Genomic DNA, 20,057 nt, shown 5'->3' with positions numbered 1-20,057 from the left:
GTACGGCAAGCTGCGACGCCCACCGCTGCGCCTCCACCTCGTCCACCGGCAGGCGGATCGAACCGGTCAGCTCCAACCGGCTCCGCCGTCGATGGTCTCGACGCGGGTCGCCACCAGGCGGCCGTACGCCAACCGCCACGCCATCGGGTCCGACCGGTGCTCACCGGACGCGTAGCCGTGCTGCGCGGTGCACTGGTGGTCTCCAGCGCACCACGGCGGGCACACCCTCCCTGGCCGGCGCCACCGCCTACCCGTGATCGCATTCCTCATCTGGTCCTCCACTACGGTTGGTGGAGGACCGGCCAGATACGACCTGGCCGGTCCGTCCTCGATTACGCGGCGCTGGAGCTGCCGCAGCAGGGCAGGCGTCCGGGTCGCCAGTCGTCGGCGCATCCGGGTCGGGCAGCGGCAGTCGCACCCGCAGTTCGGGCAGGCGTACTGGCCGCCGGGGTGTTTGCAGTCGCAGAGCCCGCCTGCCGGGCACTCGTACGCGGCGAGGATCTCTCGATCGGATCGGGGCTTGCCCATCAGGCGGCCCACCCCGCGATCGTGGCGGCCACGCCGAGCGCCAGCCCGACCAGCGCCAGATCGACGGCCAGCCGGATCCGCACGTACTTCGCCACGGCGATCCGCGATAGGTCGGCCAGCCGCCGCGCCGACTCCTCCGGGCCGGCCAACGCGTCGACGTCCTGGAGCAGCTGCGCCGGGCTCATCCGCGCGTACCGCACGAACCCGTGTCCACCGCCGAGCGCCGGCCGGACGCCAGCGAGCAGCAGACCGGCCGCGCCGACCATCGCCGCAGCGGCGAGCCACCCGGGCACCGCCGCGACGGCGGAGAGGTGGGCGCCGGTGATGACGCCCGGGGCCGCGACGGCGGCGGCCCCCGTCAACCCGATCAGTAGGGCGGCCTTGCCGTCCGCCCGGGCCAGCTGCGCCTCCACGGCGGCGACCTCCTGCGCGAGCGCGGTGCTCACCGAGCCTTCCTGCCGCGCCTGCGTCTCCGGCTGCCCCATCACAGACCGTCCGCCATGTCGTCCTCGCGGCGCGCGCGCTTCCGCTCGGCGCGCTCCTCACGCAGCCATTCCAGCGCCGTCGGGATCGCGTTGGTGTGCGCGGCCTCGACCTCCGTCACCCTCGGCCACGCCCGGTCGGTGCTGGCCGGCTCCTGCTCGGCGACCGGCTCGGGCTTCCGCAGCTGCCAGAACGGCACCTGCCCCTCCTCGGCGACGTGCTCGAACATGCCGGTTGCCTCGATCTCCTCGGCGACCCGCTCAGCCTCCGCGCGCTCCGCAGCGCGGACCTCCTCGCTCGCCCACGGGTCGCGGCCGACGAACTCGCGGGAGTCGGTCAGGATGCCGCCGAGCGCCGCAGCCTGCGCGACCCGCTTGGCCTCAGCGATCCGGGCCGGGTCGACCTGGCCGTCGGTGTGGCTGTCGGCCTCCTTCCGCAGCTGCTCGGCGTATGCGCGGGCCGCCGCGGCGGATGCTGCCTTGCGAGCACCCCACGTCGCCGGGTCGAGCTGCCCGCTGTCCACGTCGCCGCCGTAGCCGCGCTCCCGCAGCACCTCGGCCGGGTTGTCGGCGTCTACCTGCAACCCCCGGGCGGCGCGCTCGCAGTCATCGGCCAGGCGGCGGAGGTCGTCAGCGGTGCCGCCGGTCGTCGCGTCGTCGCCCTGGTCGTCGTCCAGCTGCCGGAACTCGTCGCCAAGTCCGTCTCCGCCGAGCAGGTCAGCGACCACGGCGCGGTCGATGTTCGGCGCGTCGATGGCGCGGAGCACGTCCCGGCAGTCGCGGCCGTCGGCGCCAGCCTCGGCCAGCACCCGGTCGTAGAGCAGCGCCTGATCGGGGTGAGCGCGTTCATTCGTGCGGTCATCTGCTCGCCCAGCTCGATCCGGGCCTGCCGGCGGGCCTCGGCCACGATCGACTCATCCGCCCGGCGGTACACCTCCGCCCGAATGTCGGCGCTCACGTCGCCCCGGTCCCACTCGGCCATGCACGCCTCGGTCCAGCTGGCGGCCATGTCCGGCGCGGTCACGTAGTGCGCCCAGTACAGGTGTCGCGCGATCTGGTCGCGGTCGGTGGTCTCCACCGTGTCCCCTCTCGATGGTGAGCGGCGTCCCCGCTCTCCCACCATTCTACAAGTCGGACTTGTAAAGGGGAAGCCCTCCACACGCGACACGCCCACCGCCAACCGGTCATGGTCAGCCGTGGGCGTTGATGGCGGCGTTACTACCAGGCGTTACCGGGCGGGCCTCACCTCCTGGTCGTCGCGCTCCCCCGAGCACCGCCGGGTCGGCGCCACCGGGGTCGCCGGTGTGCCAGTCGACCGGGCCGCCCTGGTAGGGCCGATAGGTGCGGCCCTCGCGGGCGGCCCGGGTTCGGGCGGCCTGGTCCATCTCGGCGAGCCGTTCGGCGATCAGGCGCTCTCGGGTGGCGCGGGGTTCGTCGTGCTCGGCCCAGGTGCCGCGCAGCTCCAACACGTCGCGGTCGTAGCGACCACGCAGGTACGCGGCTGCGGCGACGGCCAACACCTCCTCGGCGGTGTAGAGCGGGCCGGGCATCGGGTTGGTCACCTCCTGGTCGTCGGGGTGGCCAGGTCGCCGGTCCCGTGGGGAACCGACGACCTGACCACGGAGGGGCTACCGGCGGCGGCCGGCGACCTGCTGGAGCGCGGTGGTCGCGTCCTTCACGGCTTGGTCGGCGGCACGGCCACCGATCACCCGCTGGACGTTCTTCGCGGCGTCGAGCTGCGCCGCTGCCTTCTGGATCTGCTGGGCCTTGCTCATCGGGGACTCCTCCCGACTGGCTCCCGCTCGGTGTCGTCAGCACCTCGCGCGAGCTACCTCCCGCCACTCGGCGGCTCCCGCGCGGGCCGGCTCCCCCTGGTCCGGCCCACGGCCTCCGTCGCTGGTCAGGTACGGCGCTGCCGCGTCCAGTCCTCGGCGCACGTCTTGTGGCACGGCACGCCCTTGGGACTACGGCAGATCGCCGGCTTTCCGCAGATCACGCACGGCTCTGGCGGGCCGGCGCTGCCGGTCTTCGTCCAGTCCAGCCCGCCGGGCGTCGCGCTCATCGCGCCGGGAGTGTCCGCCGGGTCACCACAGCGGCACCTCATCGAACCCGTCGGGGAACTCCGGCCGCGGCTTCGGCTTCGGCGCCGGCGGCGCGGCCAGGTACCGGCGAGCAGGGTCCGTCAGTCGGACGTTGCGCTCGTGCACCTGGTGCTCCACGCCGTCGACCAGCACCACCGCGTACGGGTGCTCGTACCGGACCCACGACCCGCGCGGCTCCTTCCAGCAGATCGCCGGCGCACCGATGGTCTTGGGTACCAACCACACCCGCGTGCCCACCGGGATGCGGAGCGGGTCGGCCAGGGAGTAGATCGAACGGGCGGGCGACTCCTCACCCTGCGCGGGCTCGATGTTCGGCTGCGGGTACGGCTCCTCGGCCGCGCTGGTCCGGGGAACCTCGCCGCGCCGGCGGTCGGCGCTCATCGCTGCGGGGCGCAGTCGTCGCACGAGGTGGGCGGCTTCGCGTTGCCCCACAACGTCACGGAGTGCCGGCCGCAGGGCAGCAGCACCCATCGGGATCGGGGCTTACCGGTAGCCTGTCGGGTCATGGTCGGGGACTCCTCCCGATCTAGGCCCTCGGTCGGTGTCGTCAGCACCGCCGGGGGCCGCCTTGTATCTACCTCCATTTTACAAGTCGAACTTGTAAAGAGGTAGCAGGAAGAGTTCAGATAGCGCGAGCACGACGGACCCGCTTCCCACACGTCCGGGGCTAGAGATCCATCCCGGCGGCCTGATCTCCGATCGACCGCGCCGGCCGGCAGGGTGCAACCGGGGTTGGGTTGCGCCCTGGTGGTCGGTGTGGTTGCCCTTGCGGCAGGGCGTCGGGGTGGATCGACCCCGGACACCACTGACCGCCGCAACGGTTGCCGATCTTCCCCATCCTGGTGCCTGCCCCGCCGGCGAGGCGCGGGGAAGGGGGCAGCGCCCCGAACGTGTGGAGTCGACGCGCGACCGTCCGTTCTGGGCTGAGTGTGGACGGTCCGTAAGTCGACACCGTTCGATCTTGCTAGAAAATCTACATGGATGTACATTGACCTTTGCTGCTCAACGGAGCAACGTGATCACGGAGAGAAAGGCGGCCGATGCCCGACAGTCCACCCACCAGCGGCGGGACCGACCGAAAGGCGCTGCACTGCTGGATCGACGCCACGGTGTCCGACCGGCTACGGCAGTACGCCGCACAGCACGGCGTGAAGATCCAACACGTCACCGAGCGCGCGCTGGATGCCTACCTCACCGAACGTGGAGCCTGATCAACCCGCACATAAGGCGGGGCCGGGCTGCGTCATCACCGCAGCCACGGCCCCTGATCACCCCGGATGGAGCCCGGAATGACTTCGACACAGACTAGATTCCCCGCCCGATCGACCGGCATAGCGGCTATCTGCTGCGGCAGCGGGTGGCTCGCGCAGTCCGTCCCGACGGAGGTGCTCGACCACTCCGTCGGCTATGGCCTGATCGCTGGTGGCCTGGCCATCGGCGCCGGCGCGCTCGGCCGGTGGACCGCCAACCGCAGCGGCAGCAAGGCCACCTCCGACCGGTGGGCCGAGCGAACCCGCCGGCAGGGCGGGGTGGCCGGTAGCTGGGACGTCCTGCGGCACGGGTCGGCGTGGGCGATGCGCCGGCAGGCCCTCGTGCTGCGGCCGAGCCTCGGCGACCGGTCGTGGTACCAGCGGCTGCGGACGCCCGTCACCGAATACGCCGCGCCGATCGCCCGGGTTGGCATGGTGCGGGTGTTCTCCCCGGTGGAGGACGTCACGCTGAGCCTCGGCGGTCCGCGTACCGGCAAGACCGGCAGCATGGCCTGCCGAATTCTCGACGCGCGCGGCGCGACGGTGGTCACGTCCACCCGGACGGACCTGCTGTTTCTCACCGGCCCGACCCGGGCCAAGGTCGGCCCGCTGATGGTGTTCAACCCGTCCGGACTCGGTGACGTGGCCACCAACGTTAAGTTCTCCCCCCTGTCCGGCTGCAAAACGGCCCGGGGAGCATCTGACCGGGCATCCGACCTGATCGACGCCGCGACCAACCTCGGCGGCGGAGGTGGGTCCGGTGACCGGGCGTTCTGGACCGATCAGGCGCGCCAGGTGCTCGCGGTGCTGCTGCACGCGGCGGCGGTCGGCGATCACACCATGCGACACGTGCTCCGCTGGATCTCCCGGCCCGACCAGGCTCGGGACTCGGTGTTGTCGCTGCTCGACCACGCACCGGAGATGCGGGAGGTGGCGGCAGGGTTCTTCGACACCAACGACCGGACGCGGAGCAGCATCACCACGTCGATCCGGCCCGCGCTGGCCTGGCTCACCGACCCGACCGCCGCGGCGACGACCGAGGGCGGCCCCGACGAGGTGTTCGACGTGGCCGAGTTCCTGCGGCTGCGCGGCACGCTGTACCTGCTCGGCGCTGAGGATGCCGTGGTGGCTCCGCTGGTCGCCGCGCTGACGGCGGAGATCGCCCGGCAGGCCCGGCGGATCGCGTCGCTCAGCCCGTCCGGCCGGCTCGATCCGCCGCTGACGCTCGCGCTCGATGAGGCGGCCCTGATCTGCCCGATCCCGCTGGACCGGTGGACGGCCGACATGGGCGGGCGGAACATCACCATCCACATCGCCGCGCAGTCCCGGGCCCAGCTGCAACAGCGGTGGGGCAAAGAAGGCGCGGCGGCGATCCTGAACAACTCGGCCACCATCATCATCTTCGGTGGCACCCGCGATCCGGAGGACCTGGCCGGGTTCTCCACCCTCACCGGCGAGCGGGACGAGGTGGTCGAGACGAAGGACGCCGATGGGAAGGTGGTCAGCACGTCCACGCGATCGGTGCCGGTGCTGTCGGCGGCCCGGATCGCCAATCTCCCGAAGGGGTACGTGGTGCTGATCCGGCGCGGGCTCGCGCCGAGCATCGGCCGCGTTCAGATGGCCTGGAAGCGGCGCACTGTGCGGAAGGTCAACCGGACGGCGAAGCTTGACGTCCAGCAGCACAGCACGTCGTACGAGGCGGACGCGCGTAGCCACGACCAGGATGAGGAGGTGCGGACCCGGTGACGGATCAGGAGTGGCGGCGGCCGGTCTCGGCGCTCGGCGCCGACCTTGAGCGCGTTTCCCGGCGGGTGGAGACCGTGGCGGCGAACGCGTCGCGGGCCGCCGACATCGCCGGCGAGGCGCACAAGGTGATCGGGGTCCTCTCCGCGCAGATTGAGGGCATCGCGCGGGCCCGGGCCGCCGCCGGCGGTGGCCCGGGCGAGCCGGCCGCCGTGGTGTCCTGGTGGATGGTCGATGAACCCGACGAGGCGCTGCGGCTGTTGCAAGGGCTGGCCGGCTGGCTGGATGCGGTCTACCTCCGGTACCACGACGCGCAGCTGTCGGGCTGCTGGCTGTGGCATGGCGAGGTGGTCGAGGAACTGCTGGTGCTCCATCAGGCGTGGTACGACGCGTTCGTGTCGCCGGAAGCGACATCAGCTCGGGCCGTCGACTGGCACGACCGGGCGCGGCCGGGGGTGGTGCGCCGGATCAAGAAGGCGTTGAGCGGGTGCAACCTGACCCGGCACAAGCCGACCGGCCCGGCCGACGTGGTGCCTCCGCGCGCCCCGACGGTCGACGCCGTGCCCGACATCGCCGATTGGTGGGCGGCCACCCGTGGGCGGACCGCCGCGCCATCGCCGACCCCGGCCCAGCTGGCGGAGGAACGCGCGGCCCGGGACGCCGACTACCGCACCTGAACCTGGCTGCACACCGTCGAGAGGGCCCCGTGAACACGTCACGGGGCCCTCTGTCGTTGATGCGCTGGCGGACTGTCGGCAGGCCGTGGGACCCTGACGGGTATGGATGTGCGCGTGCCGCTGGACAACCTCGGGGTGCCGCTGGTCGACTTCGCCGCGGTGCTGACCGAGGCCGCGCGGCGGTGGCAGACCGAGCAGGGTGACCGGTACGTCGGCGCGGTGCTGACCAGCCTGCAATGGGTCGCGCAGCTGCACACGTCGGCGCCGGCCACCGGCCGAACCGTCGTTGCCGGGCCGGATGCGATCGCGCGGGAGCAGATGGCCGCCGACGCCGTGGTGTACGGCTGGCCCGACGCGCCGGCCGGCGTCTCCCGGGAGTGGGCGTTGGGCGTCGCCGCGGCGCTCGGGTGGGTGCGGGGCGTGTCCCCGACGTACCCGATCCGCCTCGGCGGGTCGCGCCGGGCGGCGTAGCTCACCGCCCGGACAGCGGTCCCGGTCAGCCGCGACCACGCGGGGCTGCGTCACCACCTCCGGCGAGTCGGCCGGCGAGCATGGCGACCTGGTTGGTGAGGTCGGTCGCCTGAGCGCGGGCCTCCCGTTCGGCCGATCGGGCCGTGGTCAGCTCTCCACGCAGTTCCTGCACCTGCCCGTCTCGGTCGGCCAGCCTCGACTCCGCCGACGTCCGTCCGGCCTCGGCTTGGTCCCGCTCCCGCTCTACCGCGCGCAGCTGCTCGCGGGCCTGCGCCAGCGCCCGCTCCGCCTCCTGCTGCGCGGTCCGCGCTGCGGCGGCCTCGCCTGCGGCCTGCTCCGCCCGGCCGGTCGCGGCGGCCACGTCGTGGGTCAGCCGGGCAACCTCGCCGGCCTGCCGGGACACCTCGGCCCGCGCCTCGTCGCGGGCGGCGCCCGCCTCATCGAGCTGGCCGCGCAGCTGCTCCAGCACGGCCGCCTGGTCCTGCTCCCGCCGCCCGGCGGCGGTCAACTCCGCCCGCACCGTCTCCAGCTCCCGCGCCAACTCGTCCCGCTCGGCGCGGACCTGCTCCACCTCCCGGCCGCGCTGCTCGACCTGTCCGGTCAGCTCGTCCACCCGTGCGCGGGTGCCGGCCAGGTCAGCGGTGAGCTGGTCGACCTGGGCGGCCATGTCTTCGGCGTCGATGCGCAGCTGCTCGGCGCGGCTCTCCGCGGCGACCCGCCGGGCGTGCTCGGCGGCCCGGCCGGCTTCCGCGTCGCTGACCTTCTGCGCTGCCTCGGTGGTGACGGCCTCGATCTGCGCCTCGGCGGCGTCGACGTCCCCGACCGTCCGCATCGCCTCGGCGTGTCGGCCCAACGCGTCGATCAGCTCCCGGCTGAGCCGCTCGATCGCCTTCACCGACCCGGCGGCCGTATCGCCAGCCATCGTCACTGGCCGACCCAGATCCGGCTGCTCGCCGCTCGGCCCGCCGGCCGGACGGCCCTGCCGGACGCGGAACGCGGTCTGCGCGTTGTGCTCTGGGTTCTCGCAGTACTTCGGCGGCCTGCCGGGGCCCACCGCTCGCTCGGCCGAGCGATCGCACCCGGGAAACGCGCACTCCTGCTGAGCCTGGGGGGTCTGCGTGTCAGTCATGCCCAAATAATATCATAGAATTAGATTCGTTGGCAGAATGAAACGAAATAAATTGAATGTAGAGGGGCGGCGGCTCGGCTTTCGTGTCGCGGGCCGCGCCCACCGGCGGACACCGCCACCGTGGCGCAGTTGACCTGAACGGCGACCAACTGTGGCCCGCCCCCCGGGGTGAAAGATCCACCCGACGCGGCACCCCTCCCCCTCCCAGGTGAGCAGTTGTCCTGAACCGAGAGCGTCCACGCTGCCCGGCTCCTGGTCGACCCGCCACGCACCACCGGCGGACGTCGCCCCCTGCTCGAACGGGGTTGACCGGGGGCAGCCGGGTTGCTCACCGGCGAGTCCGCACCTGCGCAAATGCGGACCTGCGTACCGTGGCCGGTCATGAGAGTGCTCACGACCGTCAACCTCAAGGGCGGGAGCGGCAAGACAACGACAGCCGCCTACCTCGCCCACGCATTCGCCGACCGTGGCCGGCGGCCGATCATCGTGGACGCCGATCCGCAGGGCTCGGCCGTGCGCTGGCAGGAACTCGGGGGCTGGCCGCTGCCGGCGGTCGCCTTGCCGTCCACGACGCTGCATCGCCAGCTCGCCGGCGTGGTCGACCGCAACCGCTTCGACCTGGTGGTCATCGACACGCCTCCGCTGGAGGATCGCCACGGCATCGTGGTGTCCGCGCTGCGCGTCGCTACCGACGTCCTGGTGACGATGGCGCCGTCGATGATGGAGCTGGATCGGGTCGGCCCCGTCTGGAAGGCCATCGAGGACGCGGCCGGCTACCGCAACGATGACCCGTCCGTGTCGGTGCTGTTCAACCGGGTGACAGCCAGGGCCAGCAGCACCCAGGCGCACCGGGACATCCTCACGGAGCAGGGCCGGCGGGTGCTGGCGACCACCATCCCGCGCCGCGAGGTGTACGCACAGGCGTTCGGCTCACCGATCGGCAAGGACGAACCCCACGCCCGGTTAGCGGAGGAACTGCTGACCATGTGGGGCGAGCGGTGAGCGCGAGTCGTCGCGCCGACCTCGCGGCCCGCGCTGCCCGCGTCGCCGGCGCTGGCGTCGAACGGCCGGCGGAAACCACGGAAGCCCGCTTCTCCGCACCTGCGCAACCGCGCGACTCCGCACCTGCGGAAGTGCGCAAGTCCGCACCTGCGGAAGCGCGGAGCACCCCGCAGCGCTCCGGCTCGACTCCCCGAACCAACCCGGTACGGATGACGGTCGAGCTGGCACCGATGGAGCACCGTCGACTACGCCGCTACTGCGACCAGGTGGCCGACGACATCGGCGTGGTCCAGGTCGCCGGCGCGGAAGTCGTCCGGGTGCTGCTCGGCCTCCTCGACGGAGATAGCGACCTCGCGGCGAGGGTCGCGCAGGAACTCGCGCGCAGCGGCGGCAACCGGCGGCGCTGACTCGGTGACGTGGCCACGGGCACAACCGGCAGAACGTCCTAGGATGCCATACGGGATGTGCTCGGCCACCCACCACCCGTCGATGCCTGCTCGTGTGGAGGTGGCCAGGACATTTGCCCGTCGACCAGGCGCGCGGCGGTGCTGCGGAAGTGCGCAGATCCGCAACTGCGGAAGTCCGCGCGCACCTGTCGGCCTCGCGCGCGCGCACGCGCGAGGTACGTACGGGGCTGGCCTTGGAAAACCGTCTGGAGTGGGCACCGTTCGTACCTGGTCGCGGTGACGTCCCGACCTAGGGCGAGTCGCCGGCGGCCTCGTGCGGGTCGTCAGGCCGTGCGTACGGTCTTGGTGCGCGTTGGGGGGAGTGTTCGTTACTCTCCGTGCCCTCGACGGCGCCCCGCCCCCTGCAAGCAGATTCCGCCCCTGGCGGGACGGTCTCTACTCACAGGGAGGGGGCGACGGTGGGCCAGGTAACGGGCCTGCCACGCCGCGTCGGGTACTACTCCGACGCCAGGGCGGGATGTGTCGACAGCTCTTGTCGGTCCGGATGGCCTAGATCGCCGGTGCCGCGCCGGGTCTGCCCCGGCCGCGCTGGGCCTGCCGTGTTCTGCTCCCGCGATCACTCGCGGGGCAACGCGCGCTGGCTGACGACTCCAATACGCGGAAGCTACCTTCTGAGGGACGGCCCGCGCGGGCCGGTCGCTTGATTCGGACGCCTCCCGGCGTGCTCGGAGCCTCTGCCCACCTCCGAAAACCAGCGCCAATCTTCGCGCCAGTGAGCAGCACCGGGTATGCTCAGCCCTAGGTTGTTTGATCTAGGCAATCGATAACCTACTGAGCGCCGGCCCTCGGGCCGGCGTTCTGTCTTTCCGACACGCCGCGCAAAGATCAGATTGCGGCTCGCATTCGGATCTTCGGCACTCTCCGTCCACTCCCGATCACGCTGCGCGCTCATTGCAGGCGGGGCACCCGCTGTCGCTGGCAGTGACTACAGTTGATCGCCCGCCGGCCCTGGCCCGCCGGTGGCCGGTACGCGGGGGAGGTGTCCGGGTGTTCTGCGACCAGTGCGGCGCGGCGCTTTCGGCCGGCGCGGCGGCCTGCGGGCGCTGCGGGGCCACGGTCGAGCGGTCGCCCATCCCATCACCACGGCGGCCGGCGGCTGCCGAGCTGCTGCCGCCACCGACAACCCCGGTTGCGCCGGTCGACGTCGACCAGGTGGGCGACCGACCGCACGGGCCCGGCGGGGCCACCTGGGCGCGCTCCACCCTGGGCCGGAACCTGACCGGGACCGGCGCCGGACTCGTCGCGGCCTGGTTCAACGTGCCGTTCGTCGTTCTCCTGGCCGCCATCGGGGCCGTGTTCGGCGGCCTCGCCGGCGTGGTGTCCGGCACCATCGCCGGTCAGGGCGTGCTCTCCCGCCTCGACGCTCTCCTGACCTGGGTTTTCCCCCTGCCCATCAAGGCAGAGCAGCTACTCCCCACGGCTGCGGCTCAGGTCGGCGGCATCGTCGGCGGCGTCCTCGGCGCGGTGCACGGTGCCGGCCGGCTCGCCTGGATGGCGGCCGTGTGGCCCTGGGAAGCCCTGGCGGACGGCGACCCGACGTGGCCGTGGGCGGTCGCGCTCGGCCAGGTCGTGACCGCGCTGGTCGTCGGCGCGCTCTACCTGGTGTGGACCGTGGCCACGGAGAGCACCCGGCTACGGATCGCCGGCGCCCGGCGGCTGTCCCGCCGGGAGGCGGCGTGGCTCGGCCCGATCGTGGCCGACGTCGCGGCGCGGATGGGACTGCGGACGTTGCCGCGGCTGCTGGTCGACGACCGGCGCGAGCCCAACGCGAGCGCGTACGTCCGGCACGTCGTCATCAACTACGGGCTGTTGGAGCAGCTCGACTACGACCGCGACCAGGTGGCCGGCGTCCTCGCTCACGAGCTGGCGCACTGGCGGGCCGGCGACCCGGTGGCGATGGCCTGGGCGCGCGGCGTGGCGCTGCCGCTCTACCTGCTCTACGAGCTGGCCGACCGGCTCTTGCGCGGGTCCTCCCGGCCGCTGCACTTCGCCGTGCGGGTGCTGCTGTGGCCGGTGCTGGTGACGGTGCGGTACCTCGTGGTCCCCGTCCAAGCGCGGCTGTGGCGACAGGCCGAGTACCGGGCCGACGCCGTGGCGGCGGCGGCCGGCTACGGCGCGGGCCTGCGGGCGGCCCTGAGCTACCTGCGGCACAGCTTCGACGGAGACCGGTCCGGCTGGGACCGGGCGGTCCTGGCCACCCATCCGCCGAACGAACTGCGACTGGAACGCCTGGAGCGCGGCGAGCATCCGGCGCCGCTGCGGGAGGACCACCCGCTGACGCGGGCGCTGCCGGGCTGGTCGGACCGGTCGACGGTCCGGAAGGGGTGGTGATCGTGACCGACTTCGCGCCGCTGCCGGCGTTCGACCCGGTACCGCGTCAGGCCGTGTACCTCGGCCTGGACCCGCGCGACGGGCACCGGCCGTGCTGGTCCAGCCCGGAGGACTCCGTGGGCATCGTCGGCCCACCCCGCTACGGCAAATCCTCGGGCCTCATCATCCCGGCCCTGTTGACCTGGGACGGGCCGGTCGTGGCCACCTCGACCCGGGGCGACCTGCTCCGCGCGGCCGGCGACTGGCGGCGCCACCTCGCCGAGCAGCACGGCGGGGACGTCTACGTGTACGACCCGTTCGGCAGCGAGCCCGGCGTGACGTCGCTGCACTGGTCCCCGCTGGCCGGCTGCGCCGATCCCTCGGTGGCGTACCGGCGGGCCTCCGCGATGGTGGCCGTAGTCGGGCGGGGCATCACCGACGGCGAGCACTGGCGGGCCGGCGCGGCGACCATCCTGCGCGCGGTGTTCCACGCGGCGGCCGTCGCCGGCGACGGCCGCCGCAGCATGGTCGACGTCCGCCGCTGGCTGGCCAGGCAGGACGTTCGAGAGCCGGTCGACCTGCTCCAAGAGTCGCAGTCGGCGGCGGCGAGCTGGGCGGACGACTTGCAGGCGATGAACCTGCTCGGCGAGCGCGAGCGCGGGTCGTTCTACTCGGTAGCCAGGAACACCCTCGACGCCACGGCGGAACCGCGCGTACTCGCCTCGACCACCGGGCCGACCTTCGACGTGGACCGCTTCCTGTCTACCCGGTCGACCCTGTTCGTCGTCGGCCCCTCGCACTACCAGGCGGTGGCCGCGCCGATGATCGTCGGCCTGGTCGACTCCATCGCGCAGCGCGCGGCAGAGCTGGCGGCGGCGTCACCGCTGGGCCGGCTCGATCCGCGGCTGCTCCTGGCACTCGATGAGGTGCCCAACATCGCGCCCCTGGAGTCGCTGCCCGCGCTCGTCTCCGAGGGCGGCGGCCGGGGCATCGTCACCCTGTGGGCCGCGCAGAGCCTCGCGCAGCTCCGCGCCCGGTACGGTGCCGACGTCCAGCAATCGATCCTGACCGCGACCACGGCAAAGGTCATCTTCGGCGGGATGTCCAACGGGGCCGACCTGCGGGACATCTCCGGATGGGCGGGGGAGTACCGCGAAACTCAGGTGACCTACTACGCCGGTGGCGTCGACCCGACCCGCTCCCCGACGCAACCGGGCCGCCTCGGCGACCGCGACGGCGGCGGCCGACAGAACGCGGTCGGCAGCCTGTACCGGCCCGTCCTGCCGGTCGACGCCCTCCAGCGCACGCCTCCGCTGCACGCCTGGCTGTTCTACCGCAGTGATTCGCCGCTGATGGTCGAGACGCGGCCGGCGGGCCTCATGGAGCCGTTCCGGGCACGCGCCGGCTACACCCCGGCGGGCCAGGTGCCCGCGTGACCGAGGTCGACGCGCCGCCGCGCTGCCCACGCTGCTCCGCGCCGGCGCGGCCCGGTGCCCGCTTCTGCAGGGCCTGCGGCGCCGAGCTCTCCCCGGCGGCGGCGCTGATCCCCGCTCCCCGGCCGCCCGCCAACGGCGACCAGGTGGTGACCGACCCGCCGCCCTCGGCTCGCCGGCGGCGGTGGTGGCCACCCGGTCGACGGCTGCGGCTGGCCATCGCCGGCGGCCTCGGCGTGATCCTGCTGGCGGGGTACGCCGTTACCAGCCTGGTAGCGGCTGGCAACGGTCCAGACGATCAGGTACGGGAGGTGTTCGCCGCGCTGGCGGACCGCGACGGCGGCCGGCTCGCCGAGCTGGCCGGCTGCGCCGGCGGGCCGCTGTGCCACCCTGCGGCGCTGCGGACGGGTTACCAGCCTCCCGACCAGGTGGAGATCCTGACCGTGGCCTACGGCGACCCAGCGGCCGGCGACAGCACCCGGCGGCCGAACCGCAACCGGGCCACGGTCAGCGTGCGGTACCGGGTCGACGGCCAGGCGCACGACCAGGCGGTGACGCTCATCCGCGACGGCCGCGGCCTCTCCCGGTCCTGGCGGGTGGTCACCCCGCCCGGTGCGCTGGTCGACGTCCTGAGCGCCACCGTGGCCACGGCCCGGCTCGCCGGGGGCGAGGTGCCCACCGTTCGGGAGGCGACGGCCGGCGACCGCCGCGACGGCGCGGTGTGGGCGCCGCCCGGCATCTACACCCTGGCGGCCGTGGAAACGCCGCTGGTTGCGGCCCGACCGTCAACCGTGGTCATCGCCGGCGAGCGCCAGGCCGTCACGGTCAACGTGGCCGTACGGCCGGAGGTGGTCGACGTGGTGACGCGCCAGATCCGGGAGCGGGTCGACGCCTGCGCCGCTCAGCCGACCCTCCAGCCGGACACCGGCACCGGGCCGCTGAGCAACTGCCCGATGCGGGCCGAAACGCGGTACTCCTTCACCCGGGGAGCACGGTGGACCGTACTCGGGTACCCCCGGGTAGAGCTGCGCCAGGCTGACGACGGGGCGGTGACCGTCCACACGGTCGCGCCGGGCCGGGCTCGCGCCGACTACTCGTACACCCTCGACGTCATCGAACCGAGAACGTGGACAGCGACCGCCACCACGGTGGACATCAGCGTGAGCGGGACCGTTTCGGTCGCCGGCGGCCGGATCACCTGGGACGGGTGAGCAGGGGTCCGGCGCTGTGTGGGCAGCCGGTGGCGCAGTGTCACCCCCGCGTGGGAGCCTGATGCTCATGGATGCGCTCTACCCGCCCCACGAGTCCCGCGCCTCGACCCTGCTCAACCGCCTTGCCCTCGGAATGCGCCGCGTCACTGCGGATGTGGACGAGGTCGGGCCGGTGGCCGTGGTAGCGGCAATCCCGCTGATGTTCGTCGCCGTCCCGACGTTCTTCTACGGCCGGTTCGTGGTCACCACGCAGGCCGAGCTGTATATGAACGCCGGGGCGCCCGAGGCGCAGGCGTACGGCGGAGCGGTGGCCTCGCACGCCTTCGCGGTCGCCGCCGTGGTCTACGCCGTGGTGCAGCTGCACCGCCACCGGTTCTCCGTGCCCCGGACGGCGCTGGCGGTCAGCGGCGGCCTGCTGCTGCTGTTCGCGCTGCTGCCCGGCCTGGTGGCCGTCGAGTTCTGGCTGACCACGGTGCTCGGCGCGCTGCTTACCTTGCCTTTCGACCTCCTGGTCGGCGGGCTGGCCTCGCTGGTAGCGCTGCGGATGGTTCGTCCGCACCCGGCGGGCGCAGTGCCGCCAGCCAGTGACCCGAGCATCGCCACCGCAGACCCGGCAGCGTCGTAGGCCCCGAGCAGCTCACCCGACGCGAGAAGGCCCCCACGGATTCGTGGGGGCCTTCAGTCTTGATCCGGGCACTACCGCGACCGGTCGTATCCTCGGTCCTGCTCGGCCTCCCGCGCGGTGTCCTGCTCCCGCCATTGCGCCAGCTCGGCGCGGCGGGCCTCCTCCGCCGCCCGGTGCTGGCGCTCCTGCTCGTCGCGCTGCTGGATCTCGTGAAGGGCGGCCTGCGCGCGCATCACCGCGGCGGCAGTCTCCGCCATCGAGGGCACCCCGTCCGGCATCGGCTGGTCGGGCTCGACCTGCTCGATGGCGGCCGGCTCCTGCTCGGGAGCGGTCTGCTCCGGCGTGTCGGCGTCCCGCGCGGTGGTCGACGGCCACGCCGCGGCGTCGTCGGCGTCCCGGGCGGCCCGCTCGTCGGCCAGGTCGTGCTCCTCTCGAACCTCGCGGGTCGGATCCTCCGCGCGCTGCGCCTCGGCCTGCGCCGCCAACCACTCCTCAGCGGTCACCAGGTCGTCCGGGTCGTCCAGGTCGACGCCCCGGGCGGTCATCTCGGCCCGGGCGCGCTCGGCCGCTGCGCGGGTCGCTGCGGTGTGCGCGTACCACTCGCCGCGCGCCGCGTCGGCCGCTTCGAGCCGCTGTTGCTGCTCGGCGAGCGTCTCCGCCAGCTCGGCCCGCTCGGCGGCCTCCCGCTCCAACGTCTCCGCCGTCATCGGGTCGCCGGCGGCGGCAGCGCGGGCGGCCAGCACGGCAGCCTCCTGCCGGTGCCGGGCGGCGGCGGCCGACGTCGCGGCCAGCTCGTCCCCGACCCACGCCGGCGCCCACTGCTCCTCCCGGGCGTACGCGCGGGCGCGCACCCGCAGCTGCCCGTCGGACATCTCCGCCTCTTCCCGGTCGGCTTCCGGGCGGCCGAGCGCCCGCCACGCTGCGTGCCAGCTGGCGCGCTGCTCGACCAGGCCGGCCTTCGGGGCTGGGCCGAGCGGCTGCGCGTCATCGGTCCAGTCGGTCAGCTCCCGATGCGCCGCCACGATCCCGGCGCGGTGCTCCCACTCCTGCCGAGCCACCACGTCATCCGGGATCGGGCCGAGCGTCTCGACTGCCCACTGCGGGGCCTGCTCGACGGTCTCCGCGCCCAGCTGCCGCCGGCGGTCGTCGGCCAGCTCGGCGAGCCGGTCCACGTACCGGCCCCACTCCCCACCGATCTCCGGCACCCGCTCGGCGAACGTGTCGCCCGTCGGCGCGAGCTGCCCCGCCCACTGCTCGTTCAGCCGCGCGTGGAGCACCTGCGCGACGGACCGCGCGCCGTCCAGCGGCCGACCCGCCAGGGTGGCGGTCACCTCCTGGTCGACGTCGTGGCCGGCAACCTCCGCCGCGTGGATCAGCCGAGACAGTGCCGGCGCGGCGTCGTCCCCGGCCAGGGCCTCCCGCTGCTCGGCGGTCAGCAGCCCGTCGTCGGCCAGGCGATCGAACAGGGCGGCGTGCCGGGCGCTGGCAAGCTTCTCCCCAGCGTCAGCCAGTCGCGCCCCGATCAGCCTCATGGACTGCGCGGCCCGGGCCGACTCCTCCGCCTCAACCAGCGCGGCCCGGTCGGGCTCGCTGCCCTCCACGATGTCGGCGAGCACCGCTGCCGGCCGCACCCGCTCCGCGTCCTGCGCGGCACCGGTCGGCGAGTCGGCCGGGACGGCGACCGTGACCACGTACATCGTGTTGTCCTCGCGGCCCCGGGTCGCGTCGACGTACAGAGCGGCGTGCGAGGTGCCCGAGGTGACCACGGAATGGGTGGTGTCGACGGTGACGCCCTGCGCGCTGTGCACCGTGGACGCGTACCCGAGGGTCACATGGTCACGGACGTAGCTGGCCGGCAGCGTCAGCCGGTCGCCGTACTGCTCCACCCCGTCGACGCGGCCCGTCACCACCTGCACAACCATGCTGCCGTCCGCGCGCGTCTCCATCACCCGCGCGTACTCCCGGTTGATCGGCCCACGGCGGTTGCCCTCGTACCCGGCGAGCTGGCGCGCGATCTTCCGCGCCTGGATGAGATCGCCAACCCCGGCGCGGGTGCCCTGCCGGTCGAGCCACACCCCGTCCTCTTCGACCAGGCCGAGCCCGACCAGCTGCGCCCGCAGCGCGGCGGACGCCTGCGCGGCCTGCTCGTTGGTGTCGACCAGCAGTAGCGAATGCTTCCCCCGGAGGGTGTCACCAAGCCAGGCTTGCGCAGCGGCGTCGGTGGCCTGCTCGACGGTGCCCCCGTCACGGACCCGACCGTGCCGCTCGTATTCGAGCACCGCGTCTGGGTCGCCCTCCCGCAGCCGCAGTGACGCGGCTCGCTCCCACTGGGCTCGGAACCGTCGCACCTCCGCCAGCTCGTACGTGGCGGCGCGACCGGTCACCATGTCCAGCCCACCGCCGGCCCCGACGGCGGCCAGCTGCCGATGGTCGCCGGTTAGGAGCAGCTTCCCGCCGGCGGCGTCGACGTACCGGCGGATCTCCTCCACCGCGGCCGTGTCGGTCATGCTGGCCTCGTCCACGACCACCAGGTCGCCGGCGTGCAGCCGCCACCCCTCGTCTTCGGCGCTGGCGTGCGCCTGCGGGTCGGCGAGGCGGCGTTGCGCGCCGAGCCAGCGCGTGATGTTGCGGGCGTCGAGCCCTTCGCCAGCGAGCACCTCGGTAGCGATCTGCGAGGCGGCCAACCCGACCACCCGGCGCGGCTTCCCCGCCCACAGGTCCGGGTCGGTCCACGCTGCGGCGAGCGCCCCGACCGTGAACGACTTCCCCGTGCCGGCCGGACCGATCAGCACCTCCACCGCCGCGCCGGACGTCAGCACGCCCTCCACTGCGGCGGCCTGGTCGACGCCGAGCCCGGCGCCGGTCTCCTCCGCCCACCGGGCGAGCCACTGTCGGGCTCGGGCACCGGGCACCGATGCCCGGCCCCGGGTGACCGTGGAGTCGCGTAGTGCCCGCTCCGCCGCGATGTGCCCGACGGTGGCGAACAGTCGGGCACCGGGCGGGACGTACGCGCTCGCCCCGTTGTCCAGCCGGAGATCCTGCGGCACTCGGGCGTCGACGTCGTACGACACCGACACCGCGCCGTGCCGGGTGGTCGCCCCGCCGGGCACTCCGTCGGGCTTGCCCGATTCGGGTGCGGGCGCGTCCAGTGCCGCATCGGCCAGCGTTTCGACCACCCGGCGCACCTGCCCGGCGTCGAGCCCTCCGAGGCTGTCGGGCAGTGCCCGACCGATCGCCCGGATCAGGTCGGCGCGGGTCCATGCCGCCTTGGTGGCCTGAACCTCGGCCATGGCCTCCTGAATGACTGCGACCGGGCTGAACGCGTCCGCCGGCGCGGTGCCGGTCGCGTGGCCGAGCACGTCCCGGGCGACCCCTGCGAGCCCGTCGGCGACCTCGGCGCGCAGCTGCGCGTCCCACCGGTCAAGCCGTTCCTCGTTGGTCTCTCCCTCGTGGCTCTTGGCCTTGCGGGTGGCGAACGTCGCCGACCGTTGCAGCCGGTCCAGCTGCAACGCGTTCGGCTCGTGCCCGTACTTCTCCCGGAACTCGGCGACCAGCCGTTGAGTGGCCTTCGTGATCTGCCGTCGACGGGTGCTGAACATGTCCATTACGGCCTGGTCGACGCCGACGACCTCGCGGGCCTTCCCGTCCGGGCGGGTGGCGAACCGGACGCCGAGCGTGCGCGTCAGGTGCTCCTCCATGGTCCGTTCGGCGATGGTGGCCGCCGCGCCGCGGTGCTTGTGCATCGCCCGGGAGTCGAGCGTCCGCCACTTCCCGTCGGCGCACTGGACCCGGTTCAGTACGGCGTTGTGGATGTGCAGCTGCGGATCGTTGTCCCGGCTGGTGTGCTGGAAGAACGACGCGACCGTCCAATCGTGGGCGTCGGTGAACTGCCCGGCACCGCCGCCGTGGTGCCCGATTCGGGCGTACCCGGCGGCGTCAGCGAGGTAGTCCAGCCCTGCCCGATTGCCCGCCCACATCGCCTCTTCGACTGCCCGACGGTGTTCCGCCCACGCCTCGGCGGCCTCCTCGTCGCCTGCCCGATGCGCGGCGACCTCCTGGGCCTCGAACGACGTGTGCAGCACGGTCACGCTCTTCTGAACGGAGAACGTCACGTCATGGAACGCGACCGCCGAGCGGGTCGACTTCTGCGCCTGCAATCGCAGCTGCGCCACCCGCTCCGGAGTGGCGTCCGGCTCGTCGGCGAGCATCTGCGCCAGGCGCTCCTCCGGCGTCGCGTACTTCCGGGCGCCAGCGCCGAGCTTCTCCGCGACCGCCCACGCGTCCGGGTTGGTGACCCGGGCGTCGCGCGGGTCCACGAAATGCGCGTAGACCGCTTCCATCAGCTGCGGGTCGACCTCGCCCGACAGGCCGAGCGCAGCCGCCCCGGCACCGGACCACCGGCCCGGCGGTTCACCGTCGGTGACGGCTCCCGTGTAGTAGTTCTCGCGTCCGCCAGCCACAGCGCCGGTGAGGTACTCGACGCTGTGACCGCTCGAAATCGTCATGGTCACCGGAGGCTCCTGCCCTTGGCAGCGGCGCTCGCGCCCGCTGTTGATCTTACCTTCGGATCGTGATGCCTAGGTGTGTACAAAAGAGTAGTTGGGCTGGCTGCTGCTGGGAACTGCTG

18 protein-coding genes are annotated in these 20,057 nt (G+C 73.2%); 10 read left to right on the top strand and 8 right to left on the bottom strand.

Annotated features, from left to right (window positions below):
- Positions 1-527: 527 nt before the first annotated feature.
- The 6 genes from GA0070616_RS00150 to GA0070616_RS29075 all read right to left on the bottom strand — a co-directional run bounded on the left by GA0070616_RS00150 (position 528) and on the right by GA0070616_RS29075 (position 3,618).
- The gene (locus GA0070616_RS00150) at positions 528-974 is read right to left on the bottom strand and encodes a Pycsar system effector family protein (protein WP_139128788.1); all 447 of its coding nucleotides are present in this window, start codon (positions 972-974) and stop codon (positions 528-530) included.
- 38 nt (positions 975-1,012) lie between these two features.
- The gene (locus tag GA0070616_RS00145) at positions 1,013-1,819 is read right to left on the bottom strand and encodes a hypothetical protein (protein ID WP_091074621.1); all 807 of its coding nucleotides are present in this window, start codon (positions 1,817-1,819) and stop codon (positions 1,013-1,015) included.
- Positions 1,820-2,200: 381 nt separating this feature from the next.
- Complete coding sequence (locus GA0070616_RS00135) at positions 2,201-2,572, bottom strand: hypothetical protein (protein WP_091074595.1); 372 nt, start codon at positions 2,570-2,572, stop codon at positions 2,201-2,203.
- 66 nt (positions 2,573-2,638) lie between these two features.
- Positions 2,639-2,785, bottom strand: coding sequence for a hypothetical protein (locus GA0070616_RS27855; protein WP_175439913.1), 147 nt, complete (start codon positions 2,783-2,785; stop codon positions 2,639-2,641).
- A 309-nt stretch (positions 2,786-3,094) separates the two neighbouring features.
- Positions 3,095-3,493 carry a hypothetical protein gene (locus GA0070616_RS00130; protein WP_091074593.1) on the bottom strand — a complete coding sequence of 133 codons (399 nt, stop codon included), beginning with the start codon at positions 3,491-3,493 and terminating at the stop codon, positions 3,095-3,097.
- Positions 3,490-3,618, bottom strand: a complete 129-nt coding sequence (locus GA0070616_RS29075; RefSeq protein ID WP_281187641.1) for a hypothetical protein — start codon at positions 3,616-3,618, stop codon at positions 3,490-3,492. The genes GA0070616_RS00130 and GA0070616_RS29075 overlap by 4 nt, the downstream gene beginning before the upstream one ends.
- 534 nt (positions 3,619-4,152) lie before the next feature.
- Between GA0070616_RS29075 and GA0070616_RS27850 the strand changes: the two genes are divergently transcribed.
- The 4 genes from GA0070616_RS27850 (at position 4,153) to GA0070616_RS00115 (ending at position 7,253) form a co-directional block, all read left to right on the top strand.
- Entirely contained in the window at positions 4,153-4,323 is a 171-nt protein-coding gene (locus GA0070616_RS27850; RefSeq protein ID WP_175439912.1) for a hypothetical protein, read from the top strand.
- A 78-nt stretch (positions 4,324-4,401) separates the two neighbouring features.
- Positions 4,402-6,108, top strand: a complete 1,707-nt coding sequence (locus tag GA0070616_RS00125; RefSeq protein WP_175439911.1) for a type IV secretory system conjugative DNA transfer family protein — start codon at positions 4,402-4,404, stop codon at positions 6,106-6,108.
- Positions 6,105-6,782, top strand: coding sequence for a hypothetical protein (locus tag GA0070616_RS00120; RefSeq protein ID WP_091074590.1), 678 nt, complete (start codon positions 6,105-6,107; stop codon positions 6,780-6,782). Before GA0070616_RS00125 ends, GA0070616_RS00120 begins: the two co-directional genes overlap by 4 nt.
- Positions 6,783-6,884: 102 nt before the next feature.
- A complete protein-coding gene (locus GA0070616_RS00115; protein ID WP_139128787.1) occupies positions 6,885-7,253 on the top strand; it encodes a hypothetical protein in 369 nt (122 codons plus the stop codon).
- Positions 7,254-7,278: 25 nt separating this feature from the next.
- On the opposite strand, the gene GA0070616_RS27845 is transcribed toward GA0070616_RS00115, so the two are convergent.
- Entirely contained in the window at positions 7,279-8,382 is a 1,104-nt protein-coding gene (locus tag GA0070616_RS27845) for a coiled-coil domain-containing protein (protein WP_175439916.1), read from the bottom strand.
- Between the two features lie 381 nt (positions 8,383-8,763).
- Between GA0070616_RS27845 and GA0070616_RS00105 the strand changes: the two genes are divergently transcribed.
- The 6 genes from GA0070616_RS00105 (at position 8,764) to GA0070616_RS00080 (ending at position 15,430) form a co-directional block, all read left to right on the top strand.
- The gene (locus GA0070616_RS00105; RefSeq protein WP_175439915.1) at positions 8,764-9,384 is read left to right on the top strand and encodes a ParA family protein; all 621 of its coding nucleotides are present in this window, start codon (positions 8,764-8,766) and stop codon (positions 9,382-9,384) included.
- A gap of 209 nt (positions 9,385-9,593) precedes the next feature.
- Complete coding sequence (locus tag GA0070616_RS00100; RefSeq protein ID WP_091074582.1) at positions 9,594-9,791, top strand: hypothetical protein; 198 nt, start codon at positions 9,594-9,596, stop codon at positions 9,789-9,791.
- A gap of 1,047 nt (positions 9,792-10,838) precedes the next feature.
- Positions 10,839-12,182 (top strand): M48 family metalloprotease, encoded by a 1,344-nt coding sequence (locus GA0070616_RS00095; protein ID WP_139128792.1) that lies wholly within the window; start codon positions 10,839-10,841, stop codon positions 12,180-12,182.
- Between the two features lie 2 nt (positions 12,183-12,184).
- Positions 12,185-13,597, top strand: coding sequence for a type IV secretory system conjugative DNA transfer family protein (locus tag GA0070616_RS00090; protein ID WP_175439914.1), 1,413 nt, complete (start codon positions 12,185-12,187; stop codon positions 13,595-13,597).
- Positions 13,594-14,805: a zinc ribbon domain-containing protein gene (locus tag GA0070616_RS00085; protein ID WP_091074611.1), complete on the top strand. Its 1,212-nt coding sequence runs from the start codon at positions 13,594-13,596 to the stop codon at positions 14,803-14,805. The genes GA0070616_RS00090 and GA0070616_RS00085 overlap by 4 nt, the downstream gene beginning before the upstream one ends.
- Positions 14,806-14,866: 61 nt before the next feature.
- Positions 14,867-15,430, top strand: a complete 564-nt coding sequence (locus tag GA0070616_RS00080; protein ID WP_139128791.1) for a hypothetical protein — start codon at positions 14,867-14,869, stop codon at positions 15,428-15,430.
- A gap of 71 nt (positions 15,431-15,501) precedes the next feature.
- Here GA0070616_RS00080 and mobF read toward each other — a convergent pair whose 3' ends face one another.
- On the bottom strand, positions 15,502-19,935 hold the full coding sequence (gene mobF, locus GA0070616_RS00075) for a MobF family relaxase (protein WP_245712572.1): 4,434 nt from the start codon (positions 19,933-19,935) through the stop codon (positions 15,502-15,504).
- Between the last annotated feature and the right edge of the window lie 122 nt (positions 19,936-20,057).

Origin of the sequence: Micromonospora nigra (assembly GCF_900091585.1) — a bacterium.
Taxonomy (GTDB): Bacteria; Actinomycetota; Actinomycetes; order Mycobacteriales; family Micromonosporaceae; genus Micromonospora; species Micromonospora nigra.
Note: the sequence above shows the minus strand (reverse complement) of the source record. Positions and strands in the feature narration are given on the sequence as shown.

Excerpts from the sequence above, each read along its gene's own strand:
- GA0070616_RS00125 (WP_175439911.1), top strand. The coding sequence starts at position 4,402 with ATGACTTCGACACAGACTAGATTCCCCGCCCGATCGACCGGCATAGCG.
- GA0070616_RS00080 (WP_139128791.1), top strand. The coding sequence starts at position 14,867 with ATGCTCATGGATGCGCTCTACCCGCCCCACGAGTCCCGCGCCTCGACC.
- GA0070616_RS27855 (WP_175439913.1), bottom strand. The coding sequence starts at position 2,785 with ATGAGCAAGGCCCAGCAGATCCAGAAGGCAGCGGCGCAGCTCGACGCC.
- GA0070616_RS27850 (WP_175439912.1), top strand. The coding sequence starts at position 4,153 with ATGCCCGACAGTCCACCCACCAGCGGCGGGACCGACCGAAAGGCGCTG.
- GA0070616_RS29075 (WP_281187641.1), bottom strand. The coding sequence starts at position 3,618 with ATGACCCGACAGGCTACCGGTAAGCCCCGATCCCGATGGGTGCTGCTG.
- GA0070616_RS27845 (WP_175439916.1), bottom strand. The coding sequence starts at position 8,382 with ATGACTGACACGCAGACCCCCCAGGCTCAGCAGGAGTGCGCGTTTCCC.
- GA0070616_RS00105 (WP_175439915.1), top strand. The coding sequence starts at position 8,764 with ATGAGAGTGCTCACGACCGTCAACCTCAAGGGCGGGAGCGGCAAGACA.
- GA0070616_RS00130 (WP_091074593.1), bottom strand. The coding sequence starts at position 3,493 with ATGAGCGCCGACCGCCGGCGCGGCGAGGTTCCCCGGACCAGCGCGGCC.
- GA0070616_RS00100 (WP_091074582.1), top strand. The coding sequence starts at position 9,594 with ATGACGGTCGAGCTGGCACCGATGGAGCACCGTCGACTACGCCGCTAC.
- GA0070616_RS00115 (WP_139128787.1), top strand. The coding sequence starts at position 6,885 with ATGGATGTGCGCGTGCCGCTGGACAACCTCGGGGTGCCGCTGGTCGAC.
- mobF (WP_245712572.1), bottom strand. The coding sequence starts at position 19,935 with ATGACGATTTCGAGCGGTCACAGCGTCGAGTACCTCACCGGCGCTGTG.